Genomic DNA, 13,074 nt, shown 5'->3' with positions numbered 1-13,074 from the left:
CCTCAAAAGTAATGCAATACATATTGCTATGTACGAACGTACATAGCAATATGTACGTTCGTACATAGCACTGTGTACAATCGTACGTATCTCTAAATCACAACGCATGGAATACATATGAAAGAACTGTATCGAATCCGAAGAGGTCTGTTTTGTTGTTTTCTAATCCTCGGATTTTCAATGGCATCATGGATTGTAAGAACGCCTTCAATTCGTGATGTGCTTAATGCATCAACCGGAGAAATGGGCCTAATTCTTTTCGGTTTTTCTGTAGGCTCAATGACCGGCATTCTTATGGCGGGAAACATCGCCTGGCGTCTGGGAACACCCAGAACGATATTGTCAGGTCTGCTACTCGCCCTTGCGGGGCTGGCTGTTTTGGCGGGAGGAACTGTCCAGCTTTCGTCCTGGATTGCTGGATGCGGACTTGGCATGGTGGGGTTTGGGATGGCTGTGTCTGAGGTGGCAGTAAATATTCAGGGAGTGCAGGTTGAAAAAGGCCTGAAAAAACCAGTACTACCCACATTACATGGCTGTTACAGCCTGGGCACTGCGGCCGGGGCATTGTGCGGGCTTGGTTTAGTTGGCTGGCAGATACCCGTTGGCTGGCACATGCTGGTGACCAGTATTATCCTTTTGCCCGCAGTATTTTACGTCTACGCTTCGGTACAGACATCTGCTGGCACCCTTGATGACAGCAACACTAAACGTATCAGCGTCGTGTCGCTCATACGTTCCGATCCACGAATCCTGCTGGCAGGGCTTATTGTACTTTCAGTGGCACTGGCGGAAGGTGCGGCTAATGACTGGCTTCCATTGCTGATCGTGGATACACATTCAGTTCCGGAGCAAGTAGGTTCTCTGATTTTTGTTGCCTTCGCTTTAACAATGACCATTGGACGTTTCTCCGGCACCGCAATTCTGAACCGTTATGGACCTGTTATTGTCATTCGTACATGCGGCATAATCGGTGCTGTGGGGATTCTGGGCGTTATTTTTTCTCCTAATCTTTGGTTTGCTGGGCTAGCCGTTATTTTTTGGGCAACGGGAGCTGCTCTTGGATTCCCTGTTGCTATGTCAGCCGGAGCGGCAAGTGGCAATTATCCTGCCATGAGAGTCAGTATTCTCGCTACCGTGGGGTATACCGCGTTTCTGGTTGGCCCACCTCTACTTGGATTCATAGGTGAACATGCAGGTTTAAGAATGTCCATGGTCCTGGTTGTCAGCTTGCTGATTTTCCCAATCATGCTTGCAAGAGTCCTGCATCAACCTGTTGAACCAATTATTAATGATTAATTATCTGTACATACACCCCGATATCTGTGTGAGGATACATAATGAGTGTGAAAGTCATTGCTGTAGATATGGACGGAACTTTTCTTGATAACAACAGTGAATATGACAGAGTCCACTTTCAGAAACAGTACAACGAACTAAAAAAACGAGGAATTCGGTTCGTTGTGGCAAGTGGTAATCAGTATTATCAACTTGCTTCCTTTTTTCCGGATATTTGTGACGAAATTTCTTTTGTAGCAGAAAATGGTGCATTTGTGCTCGAATCCGGAGAGAAAATATTCAATGGGGGACTGGGTGCCGAAAGCGTTAAAAAAATAAACGCTATACTTGAAAACTATGGAGGAATTGATTTCGTTGTTTGCGGACTGAGAAGTGCATGGGTAAAAAAAGGAGCATCGGAGGCATTTCTTCAGATAATGAGAAAGTATTACTATCGCCTTGAAATCGTAGATGATTATGATGAAATAGATGATGTCATTTTCAAGTATGCTCTTAGCCTTGATGATGAAGCTATTCCTGAACTTTTCAGGAGCCTGGTAGCCCAACTCGGAGGGATTATGACCCCAGTAACCAGTGGGCATGGTTTTATGGATTTGATTATTCCAGGCACTCACAAAGCAAGTGGGATTCAGCGACTACTGAATAAGTGGAATGTACGCCATGATGAGGTTGCTGCTTTTGGGGATAGTGGAAACGATATTGAAATGCTGGCAATGACGAAATATTCATTTGCGATGGAGAATGCTACAGATGCGGTTAAGAATGTTTCTGAGTATATAACCCTTCCCAATACACAAAATGGTGTTCTAAAAATTATCGATGACATTCTGGATGGTAATGAGCCATTCTGAAATAATTTAAAGAGATAATTATTAAGTAATTCTTTGATGTATGTAACCCCAGTAAACACAGCCTAATCTTACTGGGGTAATTTATTTTAAAAAATAATCACCAGAGGAGATAAATAATAAGTCGCCACTTGACGCATCATTGACATTGAATGGCCGATTCAAGTGCGTGGCGTAGTAAGCGCGGTTGAATTATGGCATATCGAGACAGTTTAAAAATGTCAGCTTTTCGCTCAAAGCGGACGTGGAACACTTGCTGGATATGCACATCGTGCTCCAATGCGCATATCCCATTATGATTGACAACGTAATACGCCCTTATCAGAGATCGCAGATAGTTAAATTCAAGAAAGTAAGCTAGTCCTTCACCTTCATCGTGAAACCCCGCCAGTCCGGCAGTGAAAGCGCGCCCGTTGCCACTACCCCATCGTGATCGAGCATGCAGACACGACCAGGGTTCAGACTGACTACCTCACGGATATACGCCTGCTCCACACCACAGATCATAAACGCCAACAGTGCCTTATTTCGCGCATATTGCTGATGGTGAGTCTTTTCGCGCTGATACTCCTCACTATTCAGATCCAGTATTAATCCGACTTCATTGGCGTACTTGTGATAGTTACGCGGTGATGAACAACTCTTGCGATGTGCCTCATGCACACGTTCAAGCAATGTCTCCAGCGCACATCTCAACGGGCTGACATACTGGTTCCACCAACGCAGGAGCTTCAGCGCCTTTTTTCTGCTGTTACCGCACCATTCATACACTTTTGCCCCAAGGCCATCATTAATACCAATAGTCACACGCCCAATTCTGTAGGTGGTGGTATGGACCATGGCTTTGCACTGTTTACGGGTCAGCCCGGTATGTTCCATCATCTCCGTATAGATAGAAGCATCCACGCAGTAATCGATTTTATATCCCCTGAACAGATGGTTCAGACAGGCCAGATTGCAGGCTTCGATATCATAATTATGCAAGTCGCTACGAAACTTAGCTTTCAACTCATTGGGCAGATTCTGGAAAGCTTGATCATAATACCGCCCTCCGAACGTCAGACGATAATGATGGTCGTAAGTAACATATTGTCCCTCAATCCGACCATTGTAGAGACGATTTAAACTGCGTATTCCTGCCCGGTAATAAGTATCAGGCTCCCGGCTACGTAATGCCTTCACCAGGCTGATGTGCATGCGTCCCCGCGTAACCTTGCCCAGGAACGCCTTTTCCCTTTGTTTTAGGTCAGTCTGGCGTTTCTCGACATCTATCGCATGCCTGGGAGCTTTCCCGTTCTCCTTAAGCAGATCTTTAAAACTGACAGACTCACCGGTTTCAAGGTCAACCAGATTTAGCTTGCCCAATTGAGCCTCATCACACATAGTCCACTTGGGATTGAACAGCCAAGCATTGGCTTTACGCTTTTCCGGATCTTTGCTCGCTTTCCCTGCACGAAATTCAATATCCGAAAGTGTCGGCAGGAAATCAGTTAGCGTGGACATAAAGCACTCCCCCTGGTAACTAATTTCACACTGTCCTAGGAGACTGGCATAACTGCTCCGGATATCCCGGACAGTGCATATAGTCCACCCATCATCGTCTGCCTCCAGCCATATATGGGCCAGGAACCGACGCAATATCTGCCGACGGGTGACAGCCCATTGCGTATCCCCTACGACACAATTCGTTATTTCAGTAATACGGTCATAAACCCACTTAGGGATCTTCACTGGATAATCCTTTTCAGTATTCACGGTCCCGCTCAGAAGCGGTGTCGTTGCATTAGCCATTACGCGGACTCTTACGCAGGCCTTTACGTTTACCATTCCACCAGTTTTTAAGTCGGGCAATTTGAAAGTCAAAACCCCGGTTGCGAGGATGGGCTCCGCCCATGATTTGCTCCACTCCGGTCGCAAATCTTTTCCCCTGTTCAGGCTGACGCCTTCCCTCACTCGCTGCGCTCGTTCGCCGTATCGTTTAATGACATGAGAAGGGGATGAAGCCTCCGTTATGCTGCGTGTCCCCAGGCTCTCCGTTGCGCTCAATGGCAATGGTGCTCGCTGACCGCTCCCCCCATTGTGTGTATAATATTCACTGGCAGAAACGCAGAAAGCCCTCGCAGATGCGCTAACTCGTCAGTTGATGACAAAGATCGGGTGCGCAGATGCATCCGTAAGACCCTGCAGAAAACAGACGGTTACGTTAAAATCGGAACAGTTGGAATTTTAAAGTGCATCAACGCCATCAAAATCACTGGCCAGCTCTACAGTTTTACAACTACAAAATTGCAGTGGTCGCCGGTGTTATTCGTCGTTCCACTGCAATTTGATCAACAGCAAAAATGCATTGTAGTTGCTGCATTACCGGTAGATCAGTGCACTTTCCCTGGAGGTTGCCCAAACGAAAAAGAAACAATATTTGTTCCGAGTGAGTCCAGGGCAAGCAGATTTTTTAACAGTGTCCGGCCTTTCAATGGTGCTACTCTGGACTTAACAAGAGCGTCTTTATCAGTCAGTGTATAATCCGTTGTGTGCCAGGCGGGATCTAGGGCGCATGAAAGCAGCCTCGCGGGGTCTTTATACCTGAGCCAGATCACCGGCGTGTTGACAGTCGACGAATCAATGAATGCCCCACCACTTCGCGACATATGCGCTTTTAGCCCCTTAATCAACGTACTGTCATTGGGCAGGAACAAACACAACTGTGGAACCCAGAAAATACGCGCTTCTGGGCCATCAGGCATATGGCGCATCATACTAAAGGTGCCTATGGCCTGACCGGCGTACCCCAGGCGGTTAAGTACCCGGCTTATCCTCTGCTTATAACGACCAATTTGCGCCCTGAGCGCATCGGTGTTCTTCCATGGCGGCGGAGTTTGCGTATCCTTGTTGAAAAACAAGACCACTCCCACGTATTCTGCTGAATTCCCCGGCAGGACAGGCAACATCGCCAGTTGCGCCAGAATGCGTTCCCGCTGGCAATGCGGGCATATAAGACTGTTGCATGGAGATCCGTTTCTACACTGCCTGAGTTTTTGGGCAATAACTTCATAGCAGCGATTGCTGCCTTTCAATTTATTCAACAAATGAATAAGACGCTGCAGTTCATGCTCGCTTTCCTGCTGCGTAATAATAGTTGGGAATGCTTTACTTAAAATCTCAAGCGTTGACGGTGCGTGGCGAATGTAATCCGGATCTGATGTTCTGAAGAAATAAGAATCATTCATTTAATATTCCTGGCTGTATTGATTGATTACCCTGCCACCAAAATGCAGCTGCAGGGTAATATGTCAGTTTTCACCATGTAGAAATGGCTATCCACCGATTATTTCAGCATGCCATCCCCATGCCTTTCGACTAACTTTTTTGCATCCCAGTGAAAAGAAGAAGACTCATTACTGGAGTTTAAAAAATCCAGATACAATGTAGGTAGCTTATTTATAGTATGTTTCCCGCCGATATCTATCCCCTGAAAATGTAATTGCTGAGCTACAGTGCAATATACGCAGGCCCTGCTCCCGCAGGGAATGTATTTGCAACGCTCAAGAATCAGCGCCAGTTTACCGTATACATTCCACAGGCCGTCGTTTCCTGTACAATCCCGCTTAAGGGCAACGGATACCATATATGCCGATGCATCGTTAAGTTTACTTATCCGAACCTCCTGCTCATTTAACACATAAGCTATCTCAGATTTTGATAATCCAACCTGTTTCACCATAGCTTCAAACCAGGGGACTAATTTTTTTCCCGCAGAACTTGTTTTCGATTTTATCTCTTTCATTTTATTCTCCCGCCTGCATACGATTGTTAACCCAGTTATTGATATCACTCTCAAGCCAACCCACCGCCCGGCCACTGTCGCCCGTTAGCTTCTTTGACAAAGGAAAGACTCCTTTCGAGATGAGTCGGTACAACGTCGCCGACGAGATCCCCGTCAGATGAAGAACCTCTTTTTTACGCAAAATACGGTTGGTGTTCATGCTTGTGCTCCTTTGAGCTGTTTCAGGAGCGGGGTTATTTACAACCACCAAAAAACGCAAGGATTCACTCAACGATGCCTTCGTTGAGCACTTTAAGGGCATCTTTAATGTGGATGTCATTCGAGATCATCTATTTCTGTCTCCAAAACGGTCATATAAAGAAGCAATTTTCACTGAGGCTCAATGGTGATATTTTGTACAAAATGCTCTCATGGAGGTGACTATGATTGGTAACCAAAGCAACAAGGCTGACGCCAGATGCCACCGGGAACGGAAAAGCAGTAACGAGGTCTTTGAATTTCTGGAGAAGAAGCTCTATCTGGGGCGGGATACCCGGCAAAAGCTGGCACTGATTGCCCGGAAACTGACGGGAGCGGGTTTTAGCCCGGATAAATTCGCTGCAGAGAAAGCGGCGGATGTGCTGAGTGCCTGCGTGAACCACATGTTTAATGACCTGCTCAATGAGGGAGAGCTAAACGGGATTTATAGGTCGGAGGAACACCCCATGATAGTCCCGGCCAGGTCCCCTAAGGCACTGGAAATCTACACTGTTTACCAGCTTGTAAAAGGTCGTTTTGACAAGCTTCATACGGGGGAGTCAGATCGTGAGAAATATGCTTCGGTAGCAGAAAAACTTAATGAGTATGGAATATGGAAACCCCGGTTAAAACGACTCTCTGACGGTAAAGAATGGGCGCGTGAGGATGTTGCGTGGGTACTTCAGCCTGAAAATATCAATGCACTGATTAACGTCCAGAATCAAAAGTACGCGCGGTTGAGTGCTGAAGATAAAACTAAAGCCGCGTCTGGAAACGGCTCAAAAGCTAAAAACACCTGATGCGTTTGCTGGCGCTGACTTTCATGCTCTCACCACGACAGTCATAGCGGGTTGTCGTGGATATGTCGCTGTGGCCTGCCAGTTGGCGGACGGTGTTGATATCCACGCCCTGCTCCAGTAAACGGGTGATGAAGGTGCGCCGCATGTCATGTGGGGTGAAACGTGCAATACCTGACGTCTGCTGTAAATCAGCCAGGATACCCGTTAACCCGGTCGTAGTCAGCGGCTGGCTTGCGACCTTACCGTTGCGCTGAATTCGACTGAACAGTGCGCTGTGAGCCTCGTCTGCGCCAACTTTCAGCCATGCGCGGATAGCCTTATCCACTGCATCCGCCACGTGAATTTCACGGTATTTACGCCCCTTTCCCTGTCTGACCTTGAGAACACCATTGTCATAGTCCCGGCGCTCAAGTTTAACCAGTTCCCCGGCCCGCAGGCCTGTTCCGCAAAGTGTCAGCACTATAGCGACATCACGGTAGCGCCGTACATGCTGCGGATGCTGTTTAGCGGCCTGAATCAGCGCCCGGATTTCCTGCCTGTCTAATGCCCTTCCCTTCCTCTGGATATCGCCACTTACGCGCTTCACTGATCGGATACGGGCCAGCGTTTCGGCATCCATGCAATTGAGATTAAAGGCCGTCTGCGCCACACCCCGGAGTGCTGACAACGCCATGTTGACCGATGACACGGCGTAACCGTCATCCAGCAGTGCCGCACGTACTTTAGCGACGGCGGCGTAGTTGAGTTGTTCCCACGGGTGATTGTTTGCGCCAGTACCGCGTTTAAGTATGCTGGCGCTGCGGTTTAACAGGCTGGTGATACCCCGCCGCCCCGAGGGTGCCAGACCGCCAATATACGCATCAAACACGGTAGTCTTCACCACTGGCGCGACCTGAAGCAACGTAGTCCTGCTCATGCTCGTAACCCGCAATAACGTACATTAAACCAGGTAACTTTCAGCATCACACCAGCCCCCGTTCAGCCATCGACACCGTTTCAGTCCCGGCGACGATTAAGTGGTCAAGCAACCGCACATCCAGCATTTCCAGCAGCTCCTGAAACTTTTTAGTCAACTTGATATCGCAACGGCTGGGCTCAGGCTCGCCGCTGGGATGGTTGTGGACAAGGATGATTGCGGCGGCATTATGTTTCAGTACACGCTTAATAACTTCACGGGGGTGAACGCTGACCGAGTTTAACGTACCCCTGAACAGGATTTCCTTGTGCAGCAGCTGATTCTGATTATCGAGCAGGATGATGCCAAACTCTTCATGTTCAAGCGGTGCCAGCTCAACCATTACGCACCGTCGAACGTCATCAGGGGAACAGAGCTGAACCCCACGCTGGTAATACCGGCTGATAATGTCACGCGCCTGGTCAAGGATACGGGTTTCACGTTGGGTAAATAGGGTCATTTCAGAACTCCCGTTCAATGAAGTAAATGGCGTCAGGAAACAGCTGGCGGCGGGTTACGCCAGTACGCAGGGAGAATGTTTTGCGGGGCATGGTGGTTCGCCCGTTGCTGTCAAAGAAGCAGAGCGTTTCTTCATCTATTTTGACCAGAAGGGACCAGTGAAACTGGTCGCTGAGCATAATCAGGCGGAAGTGGTCAGTGACGTCAAGAAACCGCTGCATTTCCCTGAAAAGTCGCCCGTCTGATAACCCTCGCTTCCCTGCAAAGGGTCTGGTAATTTGAACCGGGAACTGGCGGCTGTAATACCCTTTCTGCAATACCTGAGCTATCAGCCAGTCTAAACGGTCTTCTTCAATCCCTTCAGTCAGCCATTCATGCAAGGGCCAACGCTGCTGATAAGCCTGAATAAGCCGGTTCATTAACGGGCGTCGTTTCACCCTGCCGTCATACAGCCAGCTCAGCATATTAACCATGCAATAAGCACCGCAAAGACAGTCCAGTTCGCCCTGTTGAGACGCACGTATCCCTCTGTCAGTAGTCACAGATAATTCTCCATGTCAGTAGTGATAATTAGTGCGGCAGGATTAGCTTTCCCAGAGAACGGTAATAGTGTAGATGTTCATAGCGTGATACTGAATAAAGTTGGATTGCCAGAGTTCAAATAGCTCCCTTCCGGCGTTAACAGGCAGATCACCAACATGAGCAAGAAAAACATATTGCTGACTCCAGCTGATATCAATTTCCTTTTCCAGTTCGGGGTATACCGTCCCCATATAACTGAAGTCGGTGATGTAATCAAAATACCATTTATCATTGCGTGAAATAAGACGTATTTCGACAGGATGGTAACCGCCCTTTTCAGCGCTGTAACTTAGGTCTTTAAATAACAGGCTGACGGCTGTAATTTTTGCTTTATGCGGCGGTGAATTTCCCGCTTCATTTAATATTATATTTATTAATTCCTGATCGACGGGCATAGCTAACCCTTCCTGATGGATAACACTCATCGTTTTTATTCCGGCAAATATGCATTTGAATTGATGATACAAACCAATAATTGGCCATTGCCCATACTGACTGTTTAGACGATAGGCGCCCTCCCATCAGGATGGGATAATAAAATGAAATACTAAGTTGGCAATTAGTTTGTATCAGCTACTGGACAATATGACACTATCCAGCAATGTTATTTTACCAGCGCCATGCTTTTAATGCAAATAATTTCACTCAGGAACTAATTTGGTTGTTATTTTATAAACTCATCTAAAAACATAATTAAGCTTTTCCTCTTAGTGTTATCTAGCTTATTCCAGACTTGTTCGAGACGTTGTTTTAATTCACCGTCAAGCCCAGTGGCGTAGTTAATCGGGATATCAGAAACATTTAAATCCTCCATACAATCAATAAAGAACCAACTGATTGGAGTTTTTAAAGCAACAGCAATTTTGACTAAATGAGCAATATTGATCTTATTCGTTCCGCGTTCATAGCGGGAAAGTTGTTGTTGAGAGATATCGATAGTCTCTGCAAGATCGGCAGCGGTTAGCCCTGCTTCTTTACGTCTGGCCTGAATACGCTGTCCTACCAGCTTATCAGCTGAATCTGCCATCAGTTTAACCATCATTTTATCTCCAGAACGTCCATAAGAGGAATTCTGGGGCTTTTTTACTCTTGCATGAACATCACTAATGGACATAAAATTTATGTTTACGTCCTTTATGGACAAAAGCAACTACAACCGATCAACCAGACTGGATTGAAAGCCCCATCTGTTGAGCAGCAGAGCAAAGGTGGACAAAAAGGAGAACATTGTGGCAACCACCATTACTGAGATAACGGATTGCTTTGAGTACTTTTTCAGCTCTCTTTACCGGCGAGAATTTGTCAAAACACTGCGTCTGAATGAATGTAGCGAGCGGGAATTACTGCCATTAGTGCGCTGCTATCTACTCGGTTGGTTTGCAGATAATGTCTCACCGGAAGTCAAAAGCAAGCTACCTGGCAGCGTCTCAGGTCATGGCTATATTGACTTTGTGATTGATGATGTAGCCGTTGAGTTTGCAGTACGTAAACCAACTGCGGCACGTTCCAATGTCTCCGCGACCGTCAACAGTACAGAAGTTAAGAAATTGATGAAGCATGACGGCAAAGCCTTGCTTGTGCTGTTTGACTTCTCTGACACGCCCTATTCAGAAGAACAGATCGAATCTTTCCGTAACTGGCCCTCTCTGGGTCGGGGGAATCACCGTAAATCAGCTTTCAACGTTGTGTATTTCTTTGTGGAAAAACGCAGACCTCTGGCACTAGGGAAAATCACCAAAAACATTCGTATCAACTAACAAGGAATTTAATGATGGAAAGAACATTTGTTGCGTTATTACTGGCAGGCGTTGCCCTTCCGACAATCGCTGCTCAGTACTCCAAACCCGGCGCTGTTTTAGCCTTGAAACCAAGTAATAGTAATGCGGAGTTCAGTATAAGTGCATCAGTCAGGGATGGCTCAGGGACCTGCAATATGGAGGGGACAGCACAACAAATAGCTGCTGGCGAGAATCAGAAGCACCGTTGGGTTTGGAATGATAGTTCCAGCCAGTGCGTTGCAGTGTTCAGTGAAATGAATAATGGGAAAGCCGGCGTTATGACGCGTAGTTGTGAAGGATACTGCGGTGCTTCTGCGTCGGGTTTAATGGATGGCCAATACAACAAAAAATAACAAGACAACAACTTTGAATTGAAGGAAAACAATAAATGAAAGTAAACATGCTTCTGGTGTTGATTGCAGCGGGTTTAATGGTCGGTTGCGGTGATAAGACGCCCAAATGCAACAGTGATGATGCCAAGAATCTGGTCGTTGATATAGCGAGGAAAACGATAGAGAAAGGAATGACGTTGGATAAGGATGTCCGAATTTCTGTCGATAATGTCAGGACTTTAAGTCATGAGCCAGGTCTTGAAGTTTATCAGTGTGCTGCTGATCTAACTTTCGCCAAACCAAACATGAAAGACTCGTTGCCAATTTCGTATCGGATACAGAAAACAGAGGATGGCAAGGGACAATTTTATATAAATGTGTATGGTTTATGATAGTTAAACGGCAAAGGATGCCAGTCGACAAGAAGAGGATTTTTTTTAGAATTTGACCGGTGGATGGGATTGATTCAGATTGGCACAACAGCCGAAGACATTCATGCTACACATTAGTAATGTTAGGGACTGTGACAAATCAATGACCGCCGCCGTTGTTCCGACGCGCTAACTTAATTGACTCTATATGTGCGCTCCGTGCCATATGCAGACATTAAAAAGAATCGCATGTATTAATCAAAAGGGAGCAGGTCACAGGCTGAGCTCACGGGCAGCGGCAGCGATACCAATACGCTCAGCCAGTTTCAGGGCTTCATCGAGGAATTAGGGTATGTACTGCTTATGGGTCATTTTGCTGGTCGATGCTGGTTTTGTCATGAGTAATCACCGCTGGCTGAGCGTCAATATATTACGGGTAAGACCATCGAGCGTTGTTTAAGGTAAGCGTTTTCCCCAGGTCTAATTCTCTCCTTCACTCTGCCAGTGAAACTGAAACGCCGATCTTCTTGTATCCTGCATATTGATGACGTAGAAGTTGCGGGGAAAATACTCTATTGGTGTCTCACTGAAGGTGTTTAATCCGTACAATGCAATTTGTTTTCCTATTATTTCCGTTGGATCTGGGATGGTGCTGGAAGGCACACGAAAGACCTTAACAACTGAATTATCGGGTAGCAGGATCTTCAGCGTAAGAAGATGATCGTCACTTTCCGCATCAAGTAATTTTCCACTAATATCGATTCCGCCATGCTGATGATCAGAAAGAGACAGTTGCATCTGCTTGCGTAGCTTTTCTGTCCAGGCAGGGCACGAGCAACGGCAGGAACAATGGGAGCAGTACGTGCCTGGACAAGCCAACTCATATACTGAAAGTGGGATATTCCGTGGCAAAAGTCGATTAATATTTTTGATAATCGTAGTGACCCGTTCAATCAGGTCTGTATTCAGTACCCCTTCCCAACTATCACGGCTCCCCGTCAGAACTAACCCAATGTTCATATCAGGTGCTCGCTCTCTTACCATTATGCCATAGGCCGCAATCTGTAACAGGTTAGTTTCTTTCGGCTGGTTTAGTTCGTCTGTTACCTTTCCGGTTTTCAAATCAACTACGTTTAACCGATCGGGTCGCTCCTGATATATGAGGTCGGCCCGCCCATGCATATCGAAAACATTGCTGGTCAGCATAACCTCCCGGCCAACGGGTAATGTTTTTTCGTGTGCAGGGCCCCCTTTTACGAAAACAGGTGGCATAAGCGATCTGACGTAGCGGATCTGGGTAACAAGCATTTGGCGTGACACCAGCCCGGCAACGCCTTGACGGTCATATATCCAGTTTGCTACCGGCCCGGCACGTCTATTGGCTGTCAGCTCGATCGAAAAATCATTTTCCAGTTGCCTGAGGGTATAATTCCCAAAAGCGGCCTCCCTGCGTATCACTGAATTGACCCGTTGATGTATTACCTGGCCCAGAATCACTCCCGGGTGCAGCGGTAAACGAGCGTAAGAATGAGCTTCACTTTCCAGCAGGTATTTCGCCGGGCAAACGGCGAAATAACCCAACAAGGAAGGAAGCACCGGACGAGTACGCGATAGCGTCATTTCATTCATTGC

Annotated in this window: 16 protein-coding genes and 1 pseudogene; 6 read left to right on the top strand and 11 right to left on the bottom strand. The window is 46.9% G+C overall.

Features of this window, described 5'->3' with window-relative positions; translation table 11 throughout:
• Positions 1-117: 117 nt before the first annotated feature.
• Positions 118-1,296, top strand: coding sequence for an MFS transporter (locus WM46_RS05440; RefSeq protein WP_102601664.1), 1,179 nt, complete (start codon positions 118-120; stop codon positions 1,294-1,296).
• A gap of 41 nt (positions 1,297-1,337) precedes the next feature.
• On the top strand, positions 1,338-2,147 hold the full coding sequence (locus WM46_RS05435; protein WP_102601663.1) for a Cof-type HAD-IIB family hydrolase: 810 nt from the start codon (positions 1,338-1,340) through the stop codon (positions 2,145-2,147).
• 354 nt (positions 2,148-2,501) lie between these two features.
• On the opposite strand, the gene WM46_RS05430 is transcribed toward WM46_RS05435, so the two are convergent.
• The 4 genes from WM46_RS05430 to WM46_RS05415 all read right to left on the bottom strand — a co-directional run bounded on the left by WM46_RS05430 (position 2,502) and on the right by WM46_RS05415 (position 6,127).
• On the bottom strand, positions 2,502-3,647 hold the full coding sequence (locus WM46_RS05430) for a hypothetical protein (RefSeq protein WP_262360463.1): 1,146 nt from the start codon (positions 3,645-3,647) through the stop codon (positions 2,502-2,504).
• Positions 3,648-4,516: 869 nt separating this feature from the next.
• A complete protein-coding gene (locus WM46_RS05425) occupies positions 4,517-5,371 on the bottom strand; it encodes a hypothetical protein (protein ID WP_233896725.1) in 855 nt (284 codons plus the stop codon).
• 98 nt (positions 5,372-5,469) lie between these two features.
• Positions 5,470-5,928: a hypothetical protein gene (locus tag WM46_RS05420; protein WP_102601662.1), complete on the bottom strand. Its 459-nt coding sequence runs from the start codon at positions 5,926-5,928 to the stop codon at positions 5,470-5,472.
• Between the two features lies 1 nt (position 5,929).
• Positions 5,930-6,127 carry a helix-turn-helix transcriptional regulator gene (locus WM46_RS05415; protein ID WP_016248781.1) on the bottom strand — a complete coding sequence of 66 codons (198 nt, stop codon included), beginning with the start codon at positions 6,125-6,127 and terminating at the stop codon, positions 5,930-5,932.
• Between the two features lie 223 nt (positions 6,128-6,350).
• On the opposite strand from WM46_RS05415, the gene WM46_RS05410 reads away from it, so the two are divergent.
• Complete coding sequence (locus WM46_RS05410; RefSeq protein WP_016248782.1) at positions 6,351-6,965, top strand: hypothetical protein; 615 nt, start codon at positions 6,351-6,353, stop codon at positions 6,963-6,965.
• Here the strand turns inward: WM46_RS05410 and WM46_RS05405 are convergent.
• From WM46_RS05405 to WM46_RS05385, 5 genes are all read right to left on the bottom strand, one after another.
• Positions 6,952-7,881, bottom strand: coding sequence for a tyrosine-type recombinase/integrase (locus WM46_RS05405; RefSeq protein ID WP_102601661.1), 930 nt, complete (start codon positions 7,879-7,881; stop codon positions 6,952-6,954). The genes WM46_RS05410 and WM46_RS05405 overlap by 14 nt on opposite strands.
• Positions 7,882-7,927: 46 nt before the next feature.
• On the bottom strand, positions 7,928-8,380 hold the full coding sequence (locus tag WM46_RS05400) for a RadC family protein (protein ID WP_102601660.1): 453 nt from the start codon (positions 8,378-8,380) through the stop codon (positions 7,928-7,930).
• 1 nt (position 8,381) lies between these two features.
• Positions 8,382-8,843, bottom strand: a complete 462-nt coding sequence (locus WM46_RS05395; RefSeq protein ID WP_102603779.1) for a hypothetical protein — start codon at positions 8,841-8,843, stop codon at positions 8,382-8,384.
• A 120-nt stretch (positions 8,844-8,963) separates the two neighbouring features.
• Complete coding sequence (locus WM46_RS05390; RefSeq protein WP_102601659.1) at positions 8,964-9,356, bottom strand: DUF2787 family protein; 393 nt, start codon at positions 9,354-9,356, stop codon at positions 8,964-8,966.
• 269 nt (positions 9,357-9,625) lie between these two features.
• On the bottom strand, positions 9,626-10,000 hold the full coding sequence (locus tag WM46_RS05385; protein ID WP_102603778.1) for a helix-turn-helix domain-containing protein: 375 nt from the start codon (positions 9,998-10,000) through the stop codon (positions 9,626-9,628).
• Between the two features lie 190 nt (positions 10,001-10,190).
• On the opposite strand from WM46_RS05385, the gene WM46_RS05380 reads away from it, so the two are divergent.
• The 3 genes from WM46_RS05380 to WM46_RS05370 are packed head-to-tail and all read left to right on the top strand — an operon-like array spanning position 10,191 to position 11,463.
• A complete protein-coding gene (locus WM46_RS05380) occupies positions 10,191-10,718 on the top strand; it encodes a hypothetical protein (protein ID WP_102601658.1) in 528 nt (175 codons plus the stop codon).
• Between the two features lie 14 nt (positions 10,719-10,732).
• On the top strand, positions 10,733-11,092 hold the full coding sequence (locus WM46_RS05375) for an acyl-CoA dehydrogenase (RefSeq protein ID WP_102601657.1): 360 nt from the start codon (positions 10,733-10,735) through the stop codon (positions 11,090-11,092).
• 35 nt (positions 11,093-11,127) lie between these two features.
• On the top strand, positions 11,128-11,463 hold the full coding sequence (locus WM46_RS05370) for a hypothetical protein (RefSeq protein ID WP_102601656.1): 336 nt from the start codon (positions 11,128-11,130) through the stop codon (positions 11,461-11,463).
• Positions 11,464-11,718: 255 nt separating this feature from the next.
• Here WM46_RS05370 and WM46_RS05365 read toward each other — a convergent pair.
• Positions 11,719-11,841: pseudogene (locus WM46_RS05365) on the bottom strand (IS3 family transposase); the annotation flags it as partial.
• A gap of 81 nt (positions 11,842-11,922) precedes the next feature.
• A complete protein-coding gene (locus tag WM46_RS05360; RefSeq protein WP_102601655.1) occupies positions 11,923-13,071 on the bottom strand; it encodes a PD-(D/E)XK nuclease family protein in 1,149 nt (382 codons plus the stop codon).
• Positions 13,072-13,074: the final 3 nt, after the last annotated feature.

The organism is Citrobacter freundii complex sp. CFNIH2 (assembly GCF_002880615.1).
GTDB lineage: Bacteria > Pseudomonadota > Gammaproteobacteria > Enterobacterales > Enterobacteriaceae > Citrobacter_A > Citrobacter_A amalonaticus_F.
The sequence above is the reverse complement of the archived record's forward strand: the minus strand, read 5'-3'. Positions and strand labels throughout refer to the sequence as shown.